Here is a 23,522-nt window from a genome sequence, read left to right as displayed (position 1 = left end):
CATGGACGCCATGGGCTCCCTGGTTCTGCCTTGTCTGCTGGTGCTGTGCCTGGCGGCGGTACTGCCCTGGGTGCCCTCGGACAACCCGCATGCGCGGTTCATCGGCTCCATGCTGACCATCGTGCTGCTGCTGCGCTACCTCTACTGGCGCACCACCGAGACCTTGCCCACGCCGAGCCTGGAGCCGCTGGTGCTGCTGGCCTGGGCTTTCTACGCGATCGAGCTGCTGGGCAGCCTCGCGGGGCTGATCCTGCTGCATGTGCTGTCGCGCACGCTGGACCGCTCGGCGGAGGCGACCAACCATCCGGTGGAAGGCCACCCCGGCGGGCCGCCGCTGATCGACGTGCTGATCCCCACCTACAATGAGCAGGAGGAGATCCTCTACCGCACCGTGGTGAACGCCCTGGCGCAGGATTATCCGCGCTTCCGGGTCTGGGTGCTGGATGACGGCCGGCGGCCCTGGCTTGCCCAGATGTGCGAGAGGCTCGGCGCCGGCTACCGCACCCGGGGGGACAACAGCCACGGCAAGGCGGGCAACATGAACGCCACCTTCCAGCACCTGATGACCCTGCCGGAACCGCCGGACGTGATCGCGGTGCTGGATGCCGACTTCATCGCGACCCCGCCCTTCCTGCGCCGCGCCGCGGCGCTGCTGCATGACCCCAAGACGGCACTGGTGCAGACGCCGCAGCATTTCTTCAACCCGGACCCCATCCAGCTGAACCTGGGTGAGCCCGCCCGGGTGCCCGATGAACAGCGCTTCTTCTTCGACGTGCTGCTGGCCGCCAAGGATGCGCATGGCACCGCCTTCTCCTGCGGCACCTCCTCGCTGGTGCGGGCGGAATGCCTGGCCCGCATCGGCGGCTTCCCGACGGAAAGCGTGACCGAGGACATCCTGCTCTCGGTCAAGCTCAGCGGCCTCGGCTATCGCACCGCCTATCTGAATGAGCCGCTGACGGCCGGGCTGGCGCCCGAGGGGCTGCAGGAATACCTGACCCAGCGCGGCCGCTGGTGCCTGGGCACCATGCAGCTGGTGCGCACCCCCTGGGGGCCGCTGAGCCGGGGCCCCACACCCTGGCTGATGCGCCTGCACACGCTGGACACGGTGCTGTTCTGGACCGTGACGCCGGTGCTGCGCATCCTCTGCATCCTGGTACCGCTGCTCTACTGGTGGACGGGGCTCGTCGTCATCCAGGCGGATATCGCCGGGCTGGTCGGCTATCTCGGGCCCTATTGGCTGTGCTGCGTCATCTTCCTGGGCTGGACCAGCCGGGGCACCAATGTGCCCATCCTGGCGGATGCCATGTCGCTGCTGGTCACGCGTGAGGCCTTGCGGGCCAGCGCCGTGGGCCTGTTCGGCTCCCGCAATCAGAAGTTCAAGGTGACGGCCAAGGGCGCCACGCGCGACCGCCAGATGGTGCAATGGAGCCTGGCGGGCCCCTTCATGCTGCTGGCGGGGCTGACATTGGGCGGCATCCTGCTGCGCGTGGTCACGGGGCCCATCGACAACACGCCCCCCGGCATCGAGGCCATGACGCTGTTCTGGAGCCTCTACAACATCATCATGCTCTGCGTGGCCGCGCTGATGTGCGTGGAGGCGCCGCGCTATCGCAAGGAGGAACGCTTCATCGCCATGGAGCCCGCCTGGGCGACCATCGCCGGCAAGCCGATGGCGGTGACCATCGAGAACCTGTCGCTGCAGGGCTGCCGGTTCTCGGCCTGGAACCTGCCCCGGATGCAGGTGGGCGACAGGCTTGAGATGGCCATCGCCGATGTCGGCACCGTCCTGGCCGAGATCCGCGGCATTGCCCCCGCCACCTATCAGGTGCTGCTGCACCCCGATGCCCCGCAGCGGGCCGCCCTGGTGCGAAAGCTGTTCTCCGGGCGATACCGGCAGTCGGTCTCCACCCTGGGACCGTTGGAGTTCGCCGGCATCCTGTGGCGCCGTGCCTTCCGCTGACTGGAAAAAAAGAAGCCCGCCTGACCCCTAGGGGCGGCGGGCGAAGTCATACAGGGAGGCTTCACGTCTGGGAGACGAAGGATCCGAAGACCCTATCGACCTCAAAGGCCGATAACCTCCTTGTAATGCCAACCGTTTGCATGCGGTTGTGACAAGGCATGGCGCCTGCCATGCATTTCACGCATTGCGATGCAAAAAGCAGCGAGGCCCGGGGCGTCTCCACCCCGGGCCTCGCTCAAAAACGCCGATGACCGCCCGATCAGGCGTGATGCAGCTGGGCCAGTTCAGCCATCAGGAAGTCGCGGAACACGGCAACGCGCTTCGAGTTCCGCATTTCCTCAGGATACACGAAATAGGCGCTGACCTTGGGCGTCTTCAGCTCCGGCAACACCTGCACCAGCCCTTCCAGGTCCGGGCCGACATAGTCGGGCAGGGCGGCGAGGCCCAGGCCCGCATGCACGGCGCGGATGATGCCGGTCAGGCTGTTGATCTCGACCGCGGGGCGGCGCGGGCCACCCGGGCGGCGACCGACCTCGGCCAGCCAGTTGATGCCGTCGATCGGCGGGCGGTAGTCGCCCCAGATCAGGATGCGGTGGGCGTCCAGATCCTCGGGGCGCTGCGGCACACCGTGCTGCTTGAGGTATTCGGGCGACCCGAAGATCTGCCAGTTGAAGCTGGCGATCTGGCGCTGGATCAGGTCCGGCTGCTTCGGCGCATGCAGGCGGATGGCCACATCGGCCTCACGCATCGCAAGGTCGAGGTCCGCGTCATCCAGCAGCACGGAGATGTTCACCTCCGGGTGCGCGTTCAGGAACTTGTGCAGGCGCGGCGCCAGCCAGGCGCTGCCGAAGCCCGCCGTGGTCGTCACCTTCAGCCGGCCGGCGGCTTTCTCGCGGCCCTCGGTCAGCATGGCCTCGGTCATCGCGAGCTTCGCGAAGACATCCCGCACGGTGCGGTTCAGCGTCTCACCCGACTCGGTCAGGATGAGGCCGCGCGCGTGCCGATGGAACAGCGGCACGGAGAGCGATTCCTCAAGCGCCTGGATCTGCCGCGAGACGGCGGATTGGCTGAGGTTCAGGCTTTCACCCGCATGGGTGAAGGAGCCGGCTTCGGCGACGGCATGGAAGACGCGAAGCTTATCCCAGTCGAGCGGCATCAGGCGGCCTGTCTTTCCCCACTATGCGCCGCGGCCAGGAAGCGTTCAGCATCCAGCGCGGCCATGCACCCCGTTCCCGCAGCGGTCACGGCCTGACGATAGATCTTGTCCTGCACATCCCCGGCAGCGAAGACACCCGGCACGGAGGTACGGGTGCTGCCCGCTTCCGTGACGATGTAGCCTTCCGAATCCATCGCGATCTGCCCCTTGAACACGGCGGTTGCCGGATCATGCCCGATCGCGACGAACAATCCATCAACAGAAAGCTCTGAAAACGTGCCATTCACGGTATCGCGCAGTTTCAGGGCCCGAAGGGCAGGGCGCGCGGCGTCCGTGGGAAGGGCTTCGGCCACTTCCGTGTTCCATTTCACCGACACATTGGGCAGCGCCAGCAGGCGCTGCTGCAGGATCTTCTCGCTGCGCAGCGAGTCGCGGCGATGGATGAGCGTGACGTGCTCGGCCAGGTTGGCCAGGTACAGGGCTTCCTCGGTCGCGGTGTTGCCCCCGCCCACTACCGCCACCTTGCGGCCGCGGAAGAAGAAGCCGTCACAGGTGGCGCAGGCCGAGACACCGAAGCCCGACAGCTGCTGCTCACCCGGAATGCCCAGCCAGCGCGCCTGGGCGCCGGTCGCGATCACGATGGTCTCGGCCACGAACAGGTCGCCGCTGTCGCTCTCGCAGCGGAAGGGGCGCTGGCTGAAATCCACCTTGGTGATGATGTCATAGTGCATCACCGTGCCCATGTGCTCGGCCTGGGCGCGCATCTGCTCCATCAGCCAGGGGCCCTGCACGGCCTCGGCGAAGCCCGGGTAATTCTCCACATCCGTGGTGATGGTCAGCTGCCCGCCGGGCTGCAGCCCCGCCACCAGCATGGGTTTCAGCCCCGCGCGCGCGGCGTAGATGGCCGCCGTATAGCCGGCAGGCCCTGCGCCAATGACGAGAAGCGGGGTGTGGTGGGTGGTGGACACGGATGGGTCACTCGGCCGAAGGGTGGGCGGGAAGGGTGGGATCAATGAAACAGGATAAATCGCTGTCCATCATCAATATTCTTCCTGCATGCCCGCCCTGCAAGGATTCTGGAAGCCGAATCGGCCGATCACCTTGAACCGAAGCGCATTTGAAAGGATATTGCGCCCGGATGCGCCCGAGCGCAACGAAATATGGCTGGATAATGGCGGACGCACCAGAACCCGAACTTGACGACGTAGACCTCAACATCCTCGCGGAATTGCAGCGGGATGGGCGCATCACCAATGTGGAATTGGCGCGCCGCGTGGGTCTTTCCGCCCCGCCCTGCCTGCGCCGCATGCGCCGGCTGGAGGAAGTGGGCATCATCCGCGGCTATCACGCCGACGTGGCGCCCGAGCCGCTGGGCTATGAGATCACCTTCTTCGCCCTGGTGGGACTCGACAGCCAGAAACAGGCGGTGCTCGATGGTTTCGAGGCCGATGTGACCGCCTGGCCCGAGGTGCGTGAGTGCCACATGATCCGTGGCGGCGGGGATTTCCTGCTGCGCCTGGTAGCGCGCGACACGGCGCATGAGAACCAGCTGACCAGCCGCCTGACCGGCGCGCCCATGGTCAGCCGCGTGCAGACCCTGCAGACCATCCGCACCGCCAAGCAGTGCGCCGGCGTCCCCGTGGGACCAGAAGGCGGCTGAACGCCGCGCGCCGCCTCAGCGCGGCGCGGGCACGCCCGGCGGATAGATATCCACCGCATCCAGCGGCGGGCTGCGCATGCCCAAGGGGCGCACGTCGATGCGCGTCGCGGCCAGGCCGCCACCCAGCATGATCTCCTTGGCCGACAGGCCGCGCGCCAACGCCAGCCGTCGCAGGAAGGAGTTCTCCTGCCCCGTATCCGTCACCTGGGCCAGAATGCTGACCCGGCCTTGGGTGGTTTCCGACAGCCGCCTGGCCAGCGCCGCCAGAGCGGTGCGGTAGCCCTGCGGGATGCTGTCGGCCTGGGGCGGCATCTGCATGCGCCAGCCGCCGCCGGGCAGCGCGAAGAAACCGGCGGGCAGGGGAATGGGCGGCAGGGCAGGGCGCGGCGGCGGCGCGGGGGGCGCGGGCGGCGGGGCGGGTGTCGTTGGAAGGGCGGGCGGCGGCGGTGGTGCCGCGGCCGCCGGCCGGTTGGCCGGGCGCCGCTGGGGGCGCCGCTGCTGCCGGTCCGGATTCTGCTCCTGGGCCAGACCGGGCAGGGGAACCAGCCCGGTCAGCGCCAGCAGCAGCGCGCGGCGGCGCATTACTCGGCGTCGCCCTTGCCGCGGCTCGCCTTGCGGCCGGACTGCGCGGCGGCGATGCCCTCGGACACGACCTGGCGCAGCTTGCCCTGCAGGTTCGGGTTGCCGGCCACCACATGGCCTTCCGCATAGGCGTCGCCGCCCTCGGGGTCGGTCACGAAGCCGCCGGCCTCACGCACCATCAGCAGGCCTGCCGAGATGTCCCACTTGTTCAGGCCGAGTTCCCAGTAGCCGTCGTAACGGCCGGCCGCGACCCAGGCGAGGTCGAGCGCCGCAGCGCCGAAGCGCCGCACGCCCGCCACCTGCGGCATCAGCCGGGACAGGATGGCCACGAACTCGGGCTTGCGCGGGGTGGCCGCGAAGGGAATGCCCGTGGCGAAGACCGCCTCGCGCATGTCACGACGCGACGACACGCGCAGGCGCTTGTCGTTCAGGAACACGCCCGCGCCCTTCTCGGACCAGAACAGCTCGTCGGAGGCGGGGTTGTAGATCACGCCCGCCACGATCTCGCTCTCGGTCTCGCTCAGGCGGTGTTCCACGCCGATCGAGATGGCCCAGTGCGGGATGCCGTGCAGGAAGTTGGTGGTGCCGTCCAGCGGGTCGATGACCCAGCGGTATTCCCAGCCTTCCTGGCTCTGCTCTCCGCCTTCCTCACCGAGGAAGCCGAAATGCGGCCGCGCGCGGGAAAGTTCCTCGCGCAGGGTTTCCTCCGCGCGCAGATCCGCCTGGGAGACGAAGTCGCCCGGCCCCTTCACGGAGACCTGCAGCTGCTCCACCTCGCCGAAATCGCGCAGCAGGCGGCGGCCGGCCTTGCGGGCGGCGCCGACCATCACGTTCAGCAGCGCGGACAGGCGCATGCCCTGGTTGGCGGACCGGCTGGCCGCGCGCGGGGCAATGGTGACCGGGGCCTCGCGGTTCTCGCGCGGCTTACGGGCGGTGCCGAGAGGCGCACGGGGTGCGGCCTTCTCCTCGGGCCCCGGGCGCTTCGCCGGGGGCCGCTTGAGGCTCAGCTTGCCGGGCTTCTCGTCGCTCACCCCTTGGCGCGCTCCATGTAGGACGCGTCCTCGGTGCGGACCACGATGCGCTCACCCGCCGTGATGAAGGGGGGCACCATGGTCTTCACGCCGTTGGACAGCACCGCGGGCTTGTAGGAGGAGGAGGCCGTCTGGCCCTTCACCACCGGGTCGGCTTCCACGATCTCCAGCACCACCGTGTCCGGCAGGTCCATGGAAACGGGCTCGCCCTCGATCAGGCGCACGTTCACGGTCATGTTCTCGACCAGGAACGGCAGGCGGTCGCCCAGGATGTCCTTGTGGACGGTGGTCTGCTCGAAGGTCTCGGGATCCATCAGCACCAGGTTCTCGCCATCGGCGTAGGAGTAGGTGAACTCCTTGTCCTCGGTCGTCAGGCGCTCAACCGTGTCGGCCGTGCGCCAGCGCTGGTCCTTCTTGGCGCCGGTCTTGATGTTGCGCATGTCCACCTGGATGATGGCATTGCCCTTGCCAGGGATCATGATGTTCTGGCGGAGGATGGTGTAGCGCTGGCCTTCGAACTCGATGACCATGCCGGCACGCATCTGGTTGGCTTGCATCTTAGCCATGGCGGCACCTGCTTCTCGATGGTGGGAATACGGGCTGAAAATCTGAAACAGCGGCGCGTGCCTACACGCCCGGTGGGTTCAGGGCAACCCATCTTGGTGGGCGGCAGCCCTGCGTTGCCCTTCGGGTCCCTCGTTTAAGGGACGGGAAACTGCACCGCAGCAAACTGGCCATCCCTCCACAAGAAGTGCGGTTGCGGATGCCGAGCGTGCAAGTGACGGGCAGTGTGCCCGCCTCCATCGATGAGAATACCCGTTACATGGGCTGGGTGACCGGTCTCCATTACAACGGGGACCCTGGCTTAGTCATGTTCATGGACGTCGTGGGCTCGGGCGATCTCTACTTCGATGTGGGGTTCGACCGGAGCACGGGCAGCATCTCGCTCTTCAACATCGCCTCCCCCGATTATGAGGGGCTGGTGGCGGCCGGGCGGTCCACCACCCTGTCGCTGCAGCTGCGCGTCCATTACGCCGATGGCAGCTGGGGGGTGAGCGACACGACCTGGCAGGTGGCGGTCAACAACCTGGACGACACGCCCCCGCAGGGCCTCCGCTTCGCGACCGGCGGCAGCGTGGCGCCCGGCGCCTCCGGGGCCGTCATCGGCACGCTGGCCGTCACGGACCCCGACACCGCGGGGGGCTTCACCTATACCATCGCCGATGCCGACGCCTGGATGTACGAGATCGTCAACGGCACGCTGAAGCTGAAGCAGGGCGTGGCGCTCTCCCTGAGCGACGGCCCCTATCGCGCCATCTTCGTCGAGGTATCGGACGGCCATCAGTCCAGCGCCTTCCGCCTCGACATCAAGCTGGAATCGCCGGCCGGCGAGCCCGCCACCCTCGATGTCCTCGATACATGGGAGCACCGCTTCGGCTTCTCCTGGAAGGATTCAAGCACCGTCTGGGCAGCGCGCGGCGTGTTCGAGCTGGAGCGGATGGAGTTCTACGGCACCGAGCTGGTCGAGCTGGTGATGAAGGACGGCAACAACCTCTGGATCAGCGGGGCGCAGAAGATCCAGTTCCTGAATGGCACCATCGACCTGCGCACCGACAGCACGGCCTTTCACGTGGACGCCTTTTTCCATGCCATCCTGGGCCGACACGCCGAAAGTTCCGCCCTGGAATACTACAGCAGGCTGCTCGACAGCGGGCAGTGGAGCTACAGCACGTTCAGCAACGTGCTGGTCGGCAGCTACGAATTCAGCCTCAAGGGTGCCGCCAGCAACGAGCAGTTCGTCCGGGTCCTCTACCAGAACAGCGCCGGTGAGGTGAATGAAGGCGGCGTCGGCTACTGGAAGGGCCAGCTGGATGCGGGCGTGCCGCGCTGGCAGGTCGCGCAGTCCTTCGCGGAGTGGGACACCAACATCAACGCCACCCGGGCCTCTCGTCCCTATGGCGAATATGTCACCCAGCACTGGAGCAAGGAGGTCATCGCCCTCTACGAGGCCGCGCTCGACCGCCTGCCGGACCGCCCGACCTTCGACTACTGGATCTCCGTGCTCGAACGCGGGGAGATGTCGCTGTCCCACATCACGGAGCTGTTCGCGAACAGCTACGAGGCGCAGCTCCGCTACAACGGCTACAGCAGCTACGATTTCGTCACGGACATGTTCTCCCGCGTGCTGGGAAGGCCCGCCGACAACCCCAGCCGCGACTACTGGGTCTATATGCTTGACCACGGCTATCTGCAGAAGAAGGACGTGATCGCCGCTTTCGGCCTGTGCGAGGAGAATTTCCTGCAGATCACCGAAGTCCCGCCCGGCTCCCCCTTCACCTGAGCGGGGCTTGCCCCTTGCCCCGCGCGCGGGCACATGCCGGTCATGAGCTTCACGGTGCTGCAGGTTCTGCCCGCCCTTCAATCCGGGGGCGTGGAGCGCGGCGCGCTGGAGATCGCGGAAGCGATCCTGGCCGCCGGCGGGCGCGCCCTGGTGGCCAGTGCCGGGGGGCGGCTGGTGCCCGCGCTGGAGGCGATGGGCGCCACCCACATCACCCTGCCGCTGGACGCGAAGTGGCGCATCGCCGGCAACGCCACGCTGCTGGCCCGCGTCATCCGCGAGCACAGCGTCGATATCGTGCACGCCCGCTCCCGCGCGCCCGCCTGGTCCGCGCTGCTGGCCGCGCGCCGCACCGGCGCGCGCTTCGTCACCACCTGGCACGGCACCTACTCGGAAAACTTCCCGGGCAAGCGCCTCTACAATTCCGTCATGGCGCGGGGTGAGCGGGTGATCGCCATCTCCCGCTTCATCGAGGGCCATGTGCTGGCCCGCCACCCCTGGGTGGCGCAGCGCCTGCGGCTGGTGCCGCGCGGTGCGGATACCGCCCTGTTCGACCCTGCGGCGGTGCCGCCGGACCGGGTGGCCGCGATGCGCGCGGGCTGGGGCGGCGAGGGCCCCTTCGTGCTGCTGCCCGCACGCCTCAGCCGCTGGAAGGGGCAGTCCGTGCTGATCGAGGCGCTGGGCCGGTTGGGCCGGCCCGCCACCGCCGTCCTGCTCGGCGATGGCCGCGCGGCCTACCGGGAGGAACTGGTGGCGCAGGCCGCCGCCGCCGGGGCCGATGTGGTGTTTCCCGGCCATGTCTCCGATATGCCCGCGGCGCTGCTGGCCGCCGATCTGGTGGTCCATGCCAGTACCCAGGCCGAGGCCTTCGGCCGCAGCGTGATCGAGGGCCAGGCCATGGGCCGCATCGTGCTGGCGGCCGATCTGGGCGGCCCGCGTGAGACGGTAGAGGATGGGCGCACCGGTTTCCTGACGCCCGCGGGCGACGCGCCGGCGCTTGCCGCCGCCCTGCGCCGCGCGCTGGACATGCCGCCCGAGGCGCGCGCCGCCATGGGCCGCGCCGCGCGGGAGGCAGTCGTCACCCGCTTCTCCAAGACGGCCATGCAGAACGCGACGCTGGCGGTCTACCGGGAGCTGCTTTAGCGTCGCCCCCATGCTGGTCCACGCCAATGACTGACGCCGCCCTTCTGCTTGCCCGCATCGCGGGCGGCGACCGCAATGCGCTTCAGGCGCTGTACCAGGCGCAGTCCGTGCGGTTGTTCGGCGTGGCCATGGCCATCCTGCGGGACCGGGAGGCCGCCTCGGACGCGCTGCATGATGGGTTCGTGAACATCGCCCGGCGCGCCGGCATGTTCGACCCGGCCCTTGGCCGGGCGGAGGCATGGCTCGCGACCGTCATCCGCTATGCCGCGCTGGACATCGCCCGCCGCCGGGGGCGCGAGATCCCGACCGACGACGCCACGCTGGGCGAAACGCCCGCCGACGCCACGCAGCTCGACACGCTGGCCGCCGATGAGGACGGAGCGCGGCTGCGGGCCTGCCTGGAGGGGCTGCCGGAGAAGAACCGCCAGGGCATCCTGCTGGCCTTCGTGAACGGCCTGTCGCACCCCCAGATCGCGGCACGCCTCGAACTGCCGATCGGCACGGTGAAAAGCTGGATCCGCCGCGGCCTGCTCTCCCTGCGGGAGTGCCTGACATGACGCCCGAGGAAAGGGACGCGCTGGCCGCCGAATACGTGCTGGGCACGCTGGAGGCGCGAGAGGCCGAGGCGCTGCGCGATGCGATGGCCACCGATGCGGCGCTGGCCGAGGCGGTCTCGGCGTGGGAGCGCCGCCTGGCCCCGCTGTCCGCGCTCGCGCAGCCGGAGGCGCCCCCGCCGGGGCTGTGGGCCCGTATCGAGCAATCGCTGAACCCCGCGCCCATGCGCCGGCAGTGGCGCTTCCCCTGGCCCGTCCTCGGGCTCGGCGCCAGCGCGGTCGCGGCAGGGCTCGCGGCCTTCATCGTGCTGCGCGCGCCGCCGCCGCCCGCCATGATGACGGTGCTGCTGACCAGCCGCGAGCAGCCGGCCTGGCTGGTCGAGGCACGCGGCGACACCATCCACCTGGCCGCGCTGAACCGGCAGCAGGTGGAGCCCGGCCGCGTGGCCCAGCTCTGGGCGCTGCCGCAGGGGGCGACGGCGCCCACCTCGCTGGGCCTGGTGCCGGAGGGTGGGCGCTTCAGCGTGACGCCCGCCAGCATCCGCCCCAGCCCCGGCATGCTGATCGAGATCACGCTGGAGCCGCCGGGCGGCTCCCCCACCGGCCGGCCCACCGGCCCCATCCTGTTCATCGGCCGCCTGAGCCCGGCGAGCGGAACGTGATTATTTTTCAGGTGGCTGCATCCGGCGGAATGGCCGGGCCGTAACGCTGGCAACGGGGCGCCGACGCCCCGTCCCAACGGAGACGGAACACCATGACGCCTACCCTTCGCCTCGCCCTGCTCGGCGCGGTCGCCATGATCGCCGCCGCCCGCGCCGAGGCCGCCACGCTGGTGGCGCTCACGGCCGACAACAAGCTGATCCGCATCGACAGCGAGACCCGCCGCGCCAGCGCCCCCGTCGCCATTCGTGGCGCCAGCGGCGAGGTGGTCGGCATCGACCAGCGCCCGCAGGATGGCCGTCTCTATGGCATCACCAGCAGCGGGCAGATCGTGACGATCGACCCCGCCACCGGCCGCGCCACCCGCGTCAGCCAGCTCAACGTCGCCTTCCAGGCGGCGGGCCACGCGATCTTCGACTTCAACCCGGTGGCCAACCGCGTGCGCATCATGGGCCTGGACGGCCAGAACCTGCGCGTGAATGTCGAGACCGGCGAGGCCGCGACCGACGGCCGCCTGCGCAACGCCGAGGGCACGGCCATGCCGCGCGTCGTCGCGGGCGCCTACACCAACAGCGTGCAGGGCGCGACCGCGACCCAGCTGCTGACGATCGACCCCTCGGCCGGTGCGCTGAACCTGCAGAACCCGCCGAATGACGGCGTGCAGGCTGCGCGCGGCCGGCTCTCGGCACAGCTTCCGGCCACTGTCGCCTTCGACATCCTGAGCGACGGCACCGCCAATACGGGATACGTCATGGCCGGAAGCACGCTGCACGGGATCGACCTGCAGAGCGGTGCCCTGACGCCGCGCGGCGAGGTCCGCCTGCCGCGCGGCACTTCGGTGATCGACATCGCCGCGATGCGCTGAGACGCATCCACTCAGGAGGCGGGCAGCAATGCCCGCCTCACTGCTGTGCCCCCCGGCATGCCGGCGCGGGGGAGTGCGGCGCAGGCCGGCTTGCGGCACAATGGCCTCGTGAACATCCTCGTCATCAAGCTCGGCGCGCTCGGCGATTTCGTGCAGGGCTTCGGCCCCTATGCCGCCATCCGCGCAGCGCATCCGGGCGCCCGTATCACCCTGCTGACCACACCGCCCTTCGCCGGCCTGGCCCGCGCCGCCCCCTGGTTCGATGAGGTGTGGGACGACGGCCGCCCCGCCTGGACCAATGTGCAGGCCGTGTGGCGCCTGGCGCGCCGGCTTCGGGCAGGGCGCTTCGACCGGGTCTATGATCTGCAGACCTCACCGCGCAGTTCCCGTTACCGCCTGTTCGTCGGGCGGCGGGCGGAATGGTCGGGCGTGGCGCGCGGCGCCTCGCACCCGCATGCGAACCCTGATCGCGGCCGCATGCACACGGTCGACAACCAGCGCGAACAACTGGTGATGGCGGGCATCACGCATTTCCCGGCGCCGGAGCTGGATTGGCTGGATGCCGACCTGTCGGCGTTCGCCCTGCCGGAGCGTTTCGCGCTGCTGTTGCCCGGTGCCTCACCCACCCGGCCCGGCAAGCGCTGGCCCGTCGAACGCTATGCCGCGCTGGCCCGGGCCCTGCCGATGCCCAGCGTCGTCTGCGGCGGCAAGGCGGAGGCGGAGCTCGGTGGCTTCATGGCCGCCGAGGCCGGCGCCCTGGACCTGACCGGCCGCACCAGCCTGTTCCAGCTGGCGGCGATCGCCCGGCGGGCGGTGCTGGCGGTGGGCAATGACAGCGGCCCGACCCATGTGGCCGCCGCCGCCGGCTGCCGTACCCTGGCCCTGTTCGGCGATGAGAGCGAACCCAGCCGCTGCGCCCCGCGCGGCCCGAAGGCGGATTTTCTGCGCCACCTGCCGCTGAACGAACTGAGCGCCGAGGAAGTGCTGGCGGCGCTGGCATGAAAAAGGCGCCTCGCTGAACCAGCCGAGGCGCCCTTCCTGGGTCTCAAACGGGGGGCAATGCCCCCGCCGCGTCAACGCGGTTCGTGGTGCATGTGCCCCAGCTTGCGCGGATCCCGCATCGCGATGACCGAGACCAGCGCGACAAGGGCCATGATCGCGACATACCAGTAGAAGCCCGCCTCATGGCCCTCGGCCTTGAAGCGCAGGCCCACATATTCGGCGCTGCCGCCGAACACCGCATTGGCGATGGCATAGCAGAGGCCCACGCCCAGGGCGCGCACCTCGGCGGGGAACAGCTCCGCCTTCACCACGCCGCTGATCGAGGTGTAGAGGCTGACGACCGCCAGGGCGACCAGCACCAGGATTACGGTCATCGCGGGGTTGCCGCCGCTGCCGGCGATGGCGTTCATCATCGGGATGGTGCCGATGGCGCCCAGCACGCCGAAGATGATCAGCTGCGCGCGGCGGCCGATCCGGTCGGACAGCGCGCCGAAGACCGGCTGCATGCACATGTAGACGAACAGGATCGCCGTCATCAGCAGGCTGGCGGTGGCGGCCGGATATCCCACGCTGTTGACCAGGAACTTCTGCATGTAGGTCGTGAAGGTATAGAAGGCGAGGCTGCCGCCCGCCGTCAGGCCCAGCGTGACCAGCACCGCGCGCGGGTGCTGCAGCAGCGCCTTCAGCGTGCCGGCCTCCTTCTTGGCCAGGTCGGACTTGCTGCTGGTCTCATGCAGGTTGCGGCGCAGGAACAGCGCGACCAGCGCGGCCGCCGCCCCGATGAAGAACGGAATGCGCCAGGCCCAGCTGCGCAGCGCCGTCTCGCCCAGCGTCTGCTCCAGCGTGACCACCACCAGCACGGCCAGCAGCTGCCCGCCGATCAGCGTGACGTACTGGAAGGAGGAGAAGAAGCCGCGATGGCGGGAGGTGGCGACCTCGCTCATGTACGTCGCGGAGGTGCCGTATTCGCCGCCGACCGAGATGCCCTGGAACATGCGCGCCAGCAGCAGCAGGGCAGGGGCGGCGATGCCGATGGTCTCGTAGCCGGGCAGCAGGCCGATCACGAGGGAGCCGCCGCACATCATCAGCACCGACAGCAGCATGGCGAAGCGCCGGCCCTTTCGGTCGGCCAGCATGCCGAAGAACCAGCCGCCGATCGGGCGCATCAGGAAGCCCGCGGCGAACACGCCGGCCGCCGAGAGCTGCTGCACCAGCGCATCCCCGCGCGGGAAGAAGGCATGGGCGAAATACAGGGAAAAGAAGGAGTAGGCGTAGAAATCGTACCACTCGACCAGATTGCCGGAGGAACCAGCGACGATGGCCATGACCCGTTTTCGGGTGTCGTGCGGATCGGTGCCTGGGGTCAGGCCGCTATCGTTGCTCATCGTGTTCTCCGGAAACAAATCGTGGCGCGATTGTGGCACCTTGAACGCACGGGCACGCCATAGGGCGGCCGCAGCGCAGCAATGCAGCCTCCGGGACACTGAAAAGCTTCGTTACTTTCCCCCGCGCCACCAGCAGAACAGTCCGCCCAGCGGCACCGCGACGGCCAGCAGGATGAAGGCCAGCGCGTTGGCTTCCGGCGTCGGGCCCATCCGCAGCTGGCTGAACAGCAGCACGGGCAGGGTGGTGGCCCCGGGCCCGCCGGTGAAGCTGGCCAGCACGACGTCATCGAGGGACAGCAGAAAGGCGAGCCCCCACCCGCCGGCCAGCGAGGGCAGGATCAGAGGCAGCGTGACGGTGCGGAAGATGGCGAGCGGGGAGGCGCCCAGATCGGCGGCCGCATCCTCCAGCACGCGACCCAGCGCGGCGAGCCTCGCCTGTACCAGCACCCCCACATAGGCGGCGCCGAGGGAGGCATGGGCCAGCAGCACGGTCGCCACGCCGCGCCCCTGCGGCCAGCCGGTGAACTGCTCCAGAACGACGAACAGCAGCAGCAGGGACAGGCCGGTCACGACCTCCGGCAACACCAGCGGCGCGGCGGCCAATGCCCCGAACAGAGGGCGGCCCGCGAAGCGCCCCTGCCTGGCCAGCACCCAGCCCAGCACGCCGCCGGCCAGCACGGCCAGGGTGGCCGCGCCGGCGGCGACCGAGAGGGACAGGAAGGCCGCCTCCAGCAGGCGCTCATTCCGCGCCAGCGCCTGGAACCAGCGCAGCGAGAATCCGCCCCACAGGAAGGGCTGCCGCGCATCGGAAAAGGCGAAGCCCGCCAGCAGCGCCACCGGTGCCCACAGAAAGACCAGCCCCAGCGCCAGCACCAGCCGCGTCATCGTGGCGCCCTCTGCCACAGCAGGATCGGCAGGATCAGCACCCCCAGCAGCGCCATGGAGGCCGCCGCCGCCAGCGGCCAGTCGCGGGAGGAGAAGAACTCCTGCCAGATGGCGCGCCCGGCCAGCAGCGCCTCGGGCGGGCCGAGCAGCTCGGGGATGACGAATTCACCGGCCGCCGGGATGAACACCAGCAGGAAACCCGCCAGCCCCGCCCGCGCCGTGACCGGCAGGGTGACGGTGCGGAAGATGGTCAGCCGCCCGGCGCCGAGATCCGCCGCCGCCTGTTCCAGCGCCGGGTCCCGCGCCGACAGCGCCGCCAGCACCGGCATGAACGCGAAGGGCAGGTAGCCATGGATCATGCCCGCCAGCATTGCGCCCTCGGAATACAGCATGGGCAGCGGGTCCGTGATCAGGCCGAGGCCGATCAGTGCCTGGTTCACCAGCCCGCTGTCGCGCAGCAGCCCCACCCAGCCCGCCATGCGCAGCACGAAGCCCACGGTGAAGGGCAGCAGCACCAGCCCCAGCACCGCCATGCGCCGGCGCGGCGGCACCCGCAGCAACCCCAGCGCCATCGGATAGGACAGCGCCACGCAGCCCAGCGCCGACACGCCCGCCAGCCATAGCGAGCGCCACAGCGCCCAGAGGAAATGCCCGTCCTCGGTCAGCACCGACCAGGCCTCGGCCTCGCCCATGCCCTCGCCGGCCAGCAGCGGGATGCGATAGGGCGGCAGCCCGTCCACCGGCACGCCCAGCGACATGGCCGCCACCACCAGCAGCGGCGCGCCGACCAACAGCGCCAGCCACAAGGCGGCGATGGCGCGGATCACGAGAGCGGGGCCAGGGCGGTGGCGGGCCAGCCGAGCATCACGGCGTTACCTTCCATGGGCGCAGGGCCCGGGGTGCTGACACGCAGCACCCGGCCGTCCCCGGTCAGGCATTCCAGCATCCAGCTCTCGCCCCGGAACTGGCGCGACAGCACCTGGGCCGGCAATTCGCCGCCCAGGCGGATATCCTCCGGCCGCAGCGCGTATTCGCGCCCGCCCTCGGTCAGGATGTTCGCGGCACCCAGGAACTCGGCGACGAAGCGGGTGGCGGGGCGGGCATAGACCTCGGCAGGCGGGCCCTGCTGCACGATGCGCCCGCCCTCCAGCAGCACGATCCGGTCCGACAGCGCCAGCGCCTCCGCCTGGTCATGCGTGACCAGGACGAAGCTGGTGCCCGTCTCGCGCTGCAGGCGGCGCAGCTCGGCGCCGGTGGCGGCGCGCAGCCCGGCATCGAGCGCGGCCAGCGGCTCGTCCAGCAGCAGAAGGGGAGGGCGCCGGGCCAGCGCGCGCGCCAATGCCACGCGCTGCTGCTGCCCGCCCGAGAGTTGCGCCGGCCGCCGCGCGCCATAGCCCGCCATGCCGACCAGCCGCAGCAATTCCTCGACCCGTCCCGCGTCATACTGCCCGGCACGGCGCAGGCCATAGGCCACGTTCTCATGCACCGACAGATGCGGGAACAGCGCATAGGACTGGAACATCATGGCGCAGGGCCGCGCCTGGGGCGGCAGCCCCGCCATGTCGCGGCCCTCGATCGCGATGCGACCGGCATCCGGCGCCTCGAACCCCGCGACCAGCCGCAGGATGGTGGACTTGCCCGACCCGGAGCGCCCGAGCAGGGAGACGAATTCCCCCTGCGCCACCGCGAGGCTCACGCCCTCCAGCGCCGGCACATCGCCGAAGCGCTTGAACAACCCCTCGACGAGAAGGCTCAACGCCCGGCCTTGAAGCGGGACCACATGCGGGCGCGGGCGCGCTCGGTGGCGGGTGGGGGCGTGCCGGGCACGAAGGCATTCGCCAGCGCCGCCGCATCCGGGTGGATGTTGGGGTCATTCGCCACATCCGGCCGCAGACGCTGCCGCGCCGCCGGCACGGCGGAGGGGTAGCGCACCTGGTTGGTGACACCCGCCATCACGTCGGGCTGCAGCAGGAAGTTGATGAAGGCCTCGGCGGCCTCCGGGTTCGGGGCATCGGCGGGGATGGCCAGCATGTCGAACCACAGATGCGCGCCCTCACGCGGGGCGGCATAGGTGATCTCGACGCTGCGGTTCGCCTCCCGCGCGCGGGCGGCAGCCTGGATCACGTCGCCGGAATAGGTGAGGGCGAGGCAGATCTCGCCGCTGGCCAGCGCATCCACGATGGCGGCGGAACCCGGGATGCTGCGCAGATGCGGGCGGATGGCGCGCAGCGCGGCCTCGGCGGCGGCCAGGTCCGCGGCATCGGTGCTGTCGGGGTCCTTGCCGAGGAAGCGCAGCACGGAGGGGATGACGTCGATCGCGCTGTCCATCACCGCGATGCCGCATCGCGCCAGGCGCCGGGCGTTCTCCGGGTTCAGCAGCAGGGCCAGGCTGTCCATCGGCGCGTCGGGGGCCAGCGCACGGATGCGGTCGGGCCGCATGCCCAGCCCCACCGTGCCCCACAGATAGATCGCGCCATGCCGGTTGCCGGGGTCGACGCCCGCCACGCGCGCCATCAGCGCGGAGTCCAGGTTGCGCAGGTTCGGGATGCGCGCAGGGTCCAGCGGGCGCAGCGCATTGGCCCGCACCAGCCGGGCAAAGCTCGGCTCGCTGGTCGGCACGATGATGTCGAAGCCCGAGCGCCCGGCGGACAGCCGCGCCTCCAGCGTCTCCAGGCTGTCATACACGTCATAGCGCACCCGCGTGCCGCTCTCCCGCTGGAAGCGGTCGATGGCGTAGGGGTCGATGTAGTCGGCCCAGTTGTAGACGTTGAGCACGGGCTGCGCGGCGGCGGGGCCGGCCAGCGGCAACAGGGCGGACAGCATCAGGATCAGGCGGCGCATGGGCGATTTCTCGCATTCCGCGACCGGCTCAGAAAGCCCCAAATGCAGCGGCTTTTTTTCTTGACGTTGATCGGATTTTATTGCTAATACCGCTTCGTCAACGGGCGAGGTGCGCCCGTGCGCAACCCACCCCCTCCGCCCGATCCGCCACACCGCCAGGTTTCGCAACCTGGCGGTGTTTTCGCGCGTGCCCCTCCCGCCTCAGGAGTCCCGCCATGTCCTTTCTCGCCTCCGGCCTCACGCCGCTGATCCAGACCAGCAGCTTCTCCCTGTGGCACTACCGCACGGATGACATCCGCACGGATGTCACGGCTGCCGGGTATTTCAACCCGGTCTCCGCCCAGCTCAAGCCGGGTGACCTGATGATCCTGCAGACGGCCGACGCGCTGGCGCTGCTGCCGCTGCGCTCCGGCCCCGCGACCGGCCCGGGCGTCACGCTCGACGGCGCCGTCTCCCCGCTCGCGCTGCTGCGCAGCGCCGCGCAGAACTTCACCGTGACCCAGGCGGTGGGCGCCGTGGTCAGGACGATTGTCCTGGCGCCGCTCGCGGCCGGCTTCATCACCGGCGGGTCGATCCCTGTCTCCGCCCAGGTGCAGGGGCCGATCAGCCAGGTGCTGGTCTCGGTGCGCGACAGCAGCAACCAGATCATGCCCACGCCGCAGATCGTCACCGTCTCCGGCGGCTATGCCACGGCCGCCATCCCGGTGCCGCCAGTGGGCACCGGCTACCGCATCCGCGTGGAGGACGTGCAGGACCCGGCCATCGCCGCCGTCTCCCGCACTTTCTCGGTCACGCCGCCGCTCGACGGCATCCAGCAGGAGAACCTGAGCGTGATCCTGATGGAGAACGGCTACGCCCTGCTGCGCGACCGCGCCTGATCAGCCCCAAAACGGTACCCCCCAGGCACGGAACCCCCCATGTCCGATCTTCGCATCAGCCAGCTGCCGGCGCTGACGTCGATCGCCGATACCGACGTCTCGGCGATCTCCCAGCTCACCGGCTCCCCCACCACCCGCAAGGCCACCTTCGCCCAGCTGCGCAGCGCCGTGCATGACGGCCGCAGCGTCCATGTCCGTGACTTCGGCGCGGTCGGCAACGGCATCACCGACGATGCGCCGGCCATCCAGGCGGCCATCAACTCGCTGGCCGGCAATGGCGGCGGCACGGTGATGTTCGCGGCCAAGACCTATCGCCTGGCCAGCGCCATCACCATCAGCAGCACCACCGTGCACCTGCGCGGCCAGGGCTTCACCGAGGGCGGCGGCCCCGGCGACGGCACCTGGCTGCGCGTGGACAGCACGAGCTTCACCCCCATCACCTTCACCGGCTCCTCGCGCGGGTCGAAGGTGTCGGACATCGCCTTCACCCAGGCGCACAGCGGCACGTTCAACGCGAGCTGGGCGCCCACGAACTACGACTGGTTCATCAGGGTGGTGGACTGCCTGGGCGGCGTCGATTTCGACAACATCTTCTTCGCGGCCGTGAACAAGGGCATCTACTGCTACAACTCGGGCCGCACCGATTTCCGCCGCATCCGCGGCCAGGTGTTTACCTGCGGCATCGAGATGGACCAGGCGCTGGACGTTCCGCGCTATCACAACATCCATTTCTGGCCGTTCTGGTCCGCCGATACCAACGTGCTGCGCTGGCAGCAGGACAACGGTGACGCGCTGGTGTTCAAGCGCGCGGACGGGCCCTTCATCGACCAGGCCTTCGGCTTCGGCTACCGCTCGCTGTTCCGCTTCACCCAGGGGGCCAGCGGCTACACCACCAAGTTCTACGTGGGCCAGGCCTACGCGGACTTCATCCGCTACGGCATCCTGATCGACACGGCGGGGGTGGACGGCCTCGTCGCCAACTACACCTGCCAGAGCGAGCGCTGGAATGCCTCCGGCGCGCCCTGCACCGACAGCGCGGGTCTGCTGATCAGCGCGCAGAACTGCAAGGTGCAGATCGGCAACATGCGCGTCGATACGGTGGAGGACAGCGCCATCCGCATCGGCGCCTACAACAACCGCGTCGATGTCTTCGCCCTGCGCTGCGTGAACTACAACACCCGCAACAACGGCTCGGCCGCCATCAATGTCGCGAATGCGGCCTCGGGCGGGGTGAACCGGGTGCATCTGGGCACGCCGCCGGTGCTGGAAGGCACCTATGCCGGCATCCTGCAGAACAACGGCACCAACGGCGTGGTGCAGATGCGCGCACCTGCCGGTGGCACGCCGGTGCCGGGGCTGGCCGTCGGGCAGGACAATACCGGCCTGTCGGCACCGACCGGCACCTCGATGGCGCTGTCGGCCAATGGGGCCGAGATCGCCCGCGTCGCGCAGTCGGGCACCGTCACGCTGGGCGGGGCCAGCCCCAACCATGCGCTGGAGGTGACGACCCCCGCCGGCACGGTGAACCGCCTGCGGGTGCAGGGCGGCGCGACCGGCGTGCCCGCCACGCTGCTCTCCGAGGGCAGCGACACCAATGTCGGGATGGTGGTGCAGACCAAGGGCAGCGGCACGCTGTCCCTGCAGACCGGCGACGGTGCGCAGGCCCAGGTGCTGAGCCAGAGCAGCTCGGTCAATGTCATGCAGCTGGTCGGCGGCGCCACGGGCGCGCCCGGCCGGGTCGGATGGCAGGCCGCGGGCTCGGATGCGAACATCAATGCGGTGATCGGCCAGCCCAAGGGCAGCGGCGCCGTGCTGGCGCAGTTCCCCGACAATGCGGTGACGGGCGGCGCCGCCCGCGGCACCTATGCCATCGACCTGCAGACGGACCGCAACAACGCCGCCCAGGTCGCCAGCGGCGACGCCAGCATGGTGCTCGGCGGGCGGCGCAACCTGGCATCGGGCGCGGAATCGCTGGTCGTGGGCGGCTACAGCAATGCGTCGAGCGGCGTCCGTGCCTCCATTCTCGGCGGCTCCAACAACACCGCGACGGACCAGCGAGCAACGATCGGCGGCGGCCATAACAACAACTCGGGCGGTGCCTATTCCTGGGTGCCGGGCGGCAACTCCTCCAATACCCGCAGCCAGATCGGCAAGGGTACCTGGGCCTCCGGCATGATCACCGCCCAGGGCGATGCGCAGGCGGCCGAGAACATCCTGTTCCGCCAGACGACCGACGCGACCACGACGCGGCTGACGGCGGGGGGCGCGGCGCAGGGCTCCACCAACAGCCTGAACCTGCCCGATTTCAGCGTCTATTCCGGCCGCCTGACCGTCATCGCCAAGGCCGCCGGCAGCACGGCCGCGGCCAAATGGCTCGTGGACCTCTCCGCCGTGCGCGGTTCCGGGGCGTCCTCGGTCGCCGTGTTCGAGGGCGCGGCGGCGAGCATGGCGCCCACGGCCAGCAACGGCACCGGCAGCGCCTGGCGCCTGACCATCGCCGCCGACACCAGCAACGGCGGCATCGCCGTCAGCGGCACCGGGGCGGCGGCGACCACCATCAACTGGGTGGCCCGCTACGCCAGCGTCGAAGCCGTGACCGCGAGCTGACCCCTTCACCTTCCAGACAGGAGACCCCCATGGCCCTTTCCCTTCCCATCGAGGTGGACGGCACCGGCGCCACCGCGACCTATTGGCGGCTGACGCATGTGCAGGCCGACTTCCCGGCCTGCGTCGTTGAGGCGCAACTGCACGGCTATCTGGACCATGCCGCGCGCCAGGCCGGCAAGAAGCCTTTGGCCCGGTACAACTACCGCTTCGGCACCGCCGGCCTGTTCGCCGAGGGCGAGCTGAGCATCCCCGCGATCTACAGCGCCGTGCGCACCCTTCCCGACGGTGAGGCGGCGGACGGCAGCGCCCTGCCGTCCCGCTTCGCCGCCGCCACCGACATCTGATCCCCAGACAGGAGCCCCCCGCATGTCCACCCTTTCCGATTTCGCGAAGAACCTGCTCGGCCGTTCCCTCTGCGGCCGCGCCCCCGCGCTGCCCACGGCCGTCTATTGCGCCATGGGCACCGGCGGCACCGATGCCACCGGCATCACCGGTGAGCCGGTGGGCAACGGCTATGCCCGCCAGCGCGTGACCTTCACGGGCACCGGCGTGCAGTCCAATGCCGAGGCCGTTCGCTTCACCTTCACGGGTGCCGTCGGCACGCTGACGCATATCGGCCTGTTCGACGCGGCCGCCGGCGGCAACCCGCTGACCTGGGGCGCGCTGTCGGCCGCCACCTCCGTCACCGGGGCGGGCACCGTCACGGTGAACCCCGGCAGCCTGACCATCACGGCGGGCTGAACCATGGTGGCCACGGCCTGTGCCGTGGCCCTCGTGCTGCTGCTGGACGCCTCGGGCTCGGTCTCCGCCGAGGATTGGCGGCTGCAGCGCGAGGGCACGGCGGATGCCATCGCCTCACAGGCGGTGGCACGGATCGTGGAGCGGGAAGGGGCGGTGGCCATGACGGCCATCGCCTTTTCCGATTCCACCCGCCCGCTCGTGCCCTGGCGCGTGCTGGACAACCCGGCCGCGCTCTCGGCCTTCGCCGGGGAACTGCGTGCCGCCCCGCGCGGGCTTCCGGGCGGCACGGCCGTCGGGCGCGCGCTGGACGGCGCGATGGCTGCCCTCGATTCGGCCCCCTGCGCCGCCGAGCAGGAAGTGATCGACATCGCCACCGATGGCGAGGCCGATGCCCCCGCGACGCGCCATGCGCGTGGGCGCGCCGATGCGCGCGGCGTGCGGATCAATGCCATCGGCATCGGCGGCATCGCCGGAGAGGATCCGGCTGACTGGCTGCGCGAGAATGCCGTGACACCCGGCGGCTTCGCGCTGCGTGCCGCCGGGTGAGATGACTTTGCCGCGGCGATGCGCCGGAAGCTCTCGATGGAACTGGCGCAACGCTGACATCTGAACTCTTTGATACCCGGGAGTGGCTTGCGGTATGCGCGCAGGCGCCCCATTCCATCATCCGATGCAACGACGCCGCGCCGCGTGAGCAGGGCTTCCCGCAAGTCCACCGGTCTGCTGCCGCGCTTCGGCGCGGGTGGCCGCGCCGTGCCGCGCCGGGAGCCCCAGCCGCCGAGTTGGCCCGCCCCCGAGAACCCGCGCCTGCCGCGCCGCCCCGATCGCGACACGCTGCCCTGGTGGCTGGCGGGCTCGCTGGCGGTGCATTCAGGCGTGCTCGCGGTGCTGCTGCTGGACCTGATGCCGCGCCGCGAGGGGCCGGAGAGCCTGCCCGCGCCCGCGATCGAGATGGTGTTCGAGAGCGGCGACCCCACGCCCCAGGCCTCCGGCGCGCCGGAGGGCGAGGCGCCTGAGGCCACCGAGCCGCCGCAGCGCGCCGAATCACCGCCGCCTTCTCCCCCCACCCCCGATTCGCCGCCGGCCCCGCCCGCGCTGGCCGAGGCCCAGCCCGCCCCGCCGCAGCCGGCCCCCCCGCAGCCCGCGCCGCCGCCGCGCGTGCCGCAGCCCCCCCAGCCCCAGCCCCCCCAGCCCCAGCCCCCCCAGCCCCAGCCCCTCCAGCCGCAACCACCGC

23 protein-coding genes and 1 pseudogene are annotated in these 23,522 nt (G+C 70.1%); 14 read left to right on the top strand and 10 right to left on the bottom strand.

The genetic code is table 11. From position 1 onward, the window contains the following. Nucleotide 1: 1 nt before the first annotated feature. Nucleotides 2-1,960 (top strand): glycosyltransferase, encoded by a 1,959-nt coding sequence (locus tag EOD42_RS19385; RefSeq protein WP_127789234.1) that lies wholly within the window; start codon nt 2-4, stop codon nt 1,958-1,960. A gap of 259 nt (nt 1,961-2,219) precedes the next feature. Here EOD42_RS19385 and EOD42_RS19380 read toward each other — a convergent pair whose 3' ends face one another. Both EOD42_RS19380 and trxB read right to left on the bottom strand, forming a co-directional pair. Then, nucleotides 2,220-3,116, bottom strand: a complete 897-nt coding sequence (locus tag EOD42_RS19380) for a LysR family transcriptional regulator (RefSeq protein ID WP_127789233.1) — start codon at nt 3,114-3,116, stop codon at nt 2,220-2,222. Next, entirely contained in the window at nt 3,116-4,084 is a 969-nt protein-coding gene (trxB, locus tag EOD42_RS19375) for a thioredoxin-disulfide reductase (protein ID WP_127789232.1), read from the bottom strand. Before trxB ends, EOD42_RS19380 begins: the two co-directional genes overlap by 1 nt. A gap of 203 nt (nt 4,085-4,287) precedes the next feature. Here trxB and EOD42_RS19370 point away from each other — a divergent pair, with 203 nt between their 5' ends. Then, the gene (locus tag EOD42_RS19370) at nt 4,288-4,776 is read left to right on the top strand and encodes an Lrp/AsnC family transcriptional regulator (protein ID WP_127789231.1); all 489 of its coding nucleotides are present in this window, start codon (nt 4,288-4,290) and stop codon (nt 4,774-4,776) included. Nucleotides 4,777-4,791: 15 nt separating this feature from the next. Here EOD42_RS19370 and EOD42_RS19365 read toward each other — a convergent pair whose 3' ends face one another. From EOD42_RS19365 to efp, 3 genes are all read right to left on the bottom strand, one after another. Continuing rightward, entirely contained in the window at nt 4,792-5,358 is a 567-nt protein-coding gene (locus tag EOD42_RS19365) for a hypothetical protein (RefSeq protein ID WP_127789230.1), read from the bottom strand. Continuing rightward, the gene (locus EOD42_RS19360; protein ID WP_206020411.1) at nt 5,358-6,212 is read right to left on the bottom strand and encodes an inositol monophosphatase family protein; all 855 of its coding nucleotides are present in this window, start codon (nt 6,210-6,212) and stop codon (nt 5,358-5,360) included. Before EOD42_RS19360 ends, EOD42_RS19365 begins: the two co-directional genes overlap by 1 nt. Nucleotides 6,213-6,385: 173 nt before the next feature. Further along, nucleotides 6,386-6,955, bottom strand: coding sequence for an elongation factor P (efp, locus tag EOD42_RS19355; protein ID WP_127789229.1), 570 nt, complete (start codon nt 6,953-6,955; stop codon nt 6,386-6,388). Nucleotides 6,956-7,260: 305 nt separating this feature from the next. On the opposite strand from efp, the gene EOD42_RS19350 reads away from it, so the two are divergent. From EOD42_RS19350 to EOD42_RS19325, 6 genes are all read left to right on the top strand, one after another. Continuing rightward, nucleotides 7,261-8,730: a DUF4214 domain-containing protein gene (locus tag EOD42_RS19350; protein WP_127789228.1), complete on the top strand. Its 1,470-nt coding sequence runs from the start codon at nt 7,261-7,263 to the stop codon at nt 8,728-8,730. Nucleotides 8,731-8,772: 42 nt separating this feature from the next. Further along, on the top strand, nt 8,773-9,870 hold the full coding sequence (locus EOD42_RS19345; RefSeq protein WP_240655220.1) for a glycosyltransferase family 4 protein: 1,098 nt from the start codon (nt 8,773-8,775) through the stop codon (nt 9,868-9,870). A gap of 26 nt (nt 9,871-9,896) precedes the next feature. Then, complete coding sequence (locus EOD42_RS19340) at nt 9,897-10,427, top strand: sigma-70 family RNA polymerase sigma factor (protein ID WP_127789226.1); 531 nt, start codon at nt 9,897-9,899, stop codon at nt 10,425-10,427. Next, complete coding sequence (locus EOD42_RS19335) at nt 10,424-11,086, top strand: anti-sigma factor (protein ID WP_127789225.1); 663 nt, start codon at nt 10,424-10,426, stop codon at nt 11,084-11,086. The genes EOD42_RS19340 and EOD42_RS19335 overlap by 4 nt, the downstream gene beginning before the upstream one ends. A 92-nt stretch (nt 11,087-11,178) precedes the next feature. Then, nucleotides 11,179-11,949: a DUF4394 domain-containing protein gene (locus EOD42_RS19330; protein ID WP_127789224.1), complete on the top strand. Its 771-nt coding sequence runs from the start codon at nt 11,179-11,181 to the stop codon at nt 11,947-11,949. Nucleotides 11,950-12,057: 108 nt separating this feature from the next. Then, complete coding sequence (locus tag EOD42_RS19325) at nt 12,058-12,951, top strand: glycosyltransferase family 9 protein (RefSeq protein WP_240655219.1); 894 nt, start codon at nt 12,058-12,060, stop codon at nt 12,949-12,951. 71 nt (nt 12,952-13,022) lie between these two features. On the opposite strand, the gene EOD42_RS19320 is transcribed toward EOD42_RS19325, so the two are convergent. The 5 genes from EOD42_RS19320 to EOD42_RS19300 form a co-directional block, all read right to left on the bottom strand. After that, nucleotides 13,023-14,336, bottom strand: a complete 1,314-nt coding sequence (locus tag EOD42_RS19320) for an MFS family transporter (protein ID WP_127789222.1) — start codon at nt 14,334-14,336, stop codon at nt 13,023-13,025. 111 nt (nt 14,337-14,447) lie between these two features. After that, nucleotides 14,448-15,239 carry an ABC transporter permease subunit gene (locus EOD42_RS19315; RefSeq protein WP_240655218.1) on the bottom strand — a complete coding sequence of 264 codons (792 nt, stop codon included), beginning with the start codon at nt 15,237-15,239 and terminating at the stop codon, nt 14,448-14,450. Next, nucleotides 15,218-16,048: an ABC transporter permease gene (locus tag EOD42_RS26545; protein WP_276318161.1), complete on the bottom strand. Its 831-nt coding sequence runs from the start codon at nt 16,046-16,048 to the stop codon at nt 15,218-15,220. The genes EOD42_RS19315 and EOD42_RS26545 overlap by 22 nt, the downstream gene beginning before the upstream one ends. Then, the gene (locus EOD42_RS19305) at nt 16,045-16,977 is read right to left on the bottom strand and encodes an ABC transporter ATP-binding protein (protein WP_127789221.1); all 933 of its coding nucleotides are present in this window, start codon (nt 16,975-16,977) and stop codon (nt 16,045-16,047) included. Before EOD42_RS19305 ends, EOD42_RS26545 begins: the two co-directional genes overlap by 4 nt. After that, nucleotides 16,974-18,062, bottom strand: a complete 1,089-nt coding sequence (locus EOD42_RS19300) for an extracellular solute-binding protein (RefSeq protein ID WP_127789220.1) — start codon at nt 18,060-18,062, stop codon at nt 16,974-16,976. The genes EOD42_RS19305 and EOD42_RS19300 overlap by 4 nt, the downstream gene beginning before the upstream one ends. Before the next feature lie 215 nt (nt 18,063-18,277). Between EOD42_RS19300 and EOD42_RS19295 the strand changes: the two genes are divergently transcribed. The 6 genes and pseudogenes from EOD42_RS19295 to EOD42_RS19270 form a co-directional block, all read left to right on the top strand. Beyond that, complete coding sequence (locus tag EOD42_RS19295) at nt 18,278-18,940, top strand: hypothetical protein (protein WP_127789219.1); 663 nt, start codon at nt 18,278-18,280, stop codon at nt 18,938-18,940. 39 nt (nt 18,941-18,979) lie between these two features. Then, nucleotides 18,980-21,547: a glycosyl hydrolase family 28-related protein gene (locus tag EOD42_RS19290; RefSeq protein ID WP_127789218.1), complete on the top strand. Its 2,568-nt coding sequence runs from the start codon at nt 18,980-18,982 to the stop codon at nt 21,545-21,547. A 29-nt stretch (nt 21,548-21,576) separates the two neighbouring features. After that, the gene (locus tag EOD42_RS19285) at nt 21,577-21,891 is read left to right on the top strand and encodes a hypothetical protein (protein ID WP_127789217.1); all 315 of its coding nucleotides are present in this window, start codon (nt 21,577-21,579) and stop codon (nt 21,889-21,891) included. A 22-nt stretch (nt 21,892-21,913) separates the two neighbouring features. Next, the gene (locus tag EOD42_RS19280; protein ID WP_127789216.1) at nt 21,914-22,288 is read left to right on the top strand and encodes a phage tail fiber protein; all 375 of its coding nucleotides are present in this window, start codon (nt 21,914-21,916) and stop codon (nt 22,286-22,288) included. Between the two features lie 3 nt (nt 22,289-22,291). Then, entirely contained in the window at nt 22,292-22,834 is a 543-nt protein-coding gene (locus EOD42_RS19275; RefSeq protein WP_127789215.1) for a DUF1194 domain-containing protein, read from the top strand. 144 nt (nt 22,835-22,978) lie between these two features. Then, a pseudogene (locus EOD42_RS19270) lies at nt 22,979-23,522 on the top strand (hypothetical protein); the annotation flags it as partial.

Origin of the sequence: Rhodovarius crocodyli, assembly GCF_004005855.1 — a bacterium.
GTDB lineage: Bacteria > Pseudomonadota > Alphaproteobacteria > Acetobacterales > Acetobacteraceae > Rhodovarius > Rhodovarius crocodyli.
This window is presented reverse-complemented; position numbering and strand designations above follow the sequence as displayed.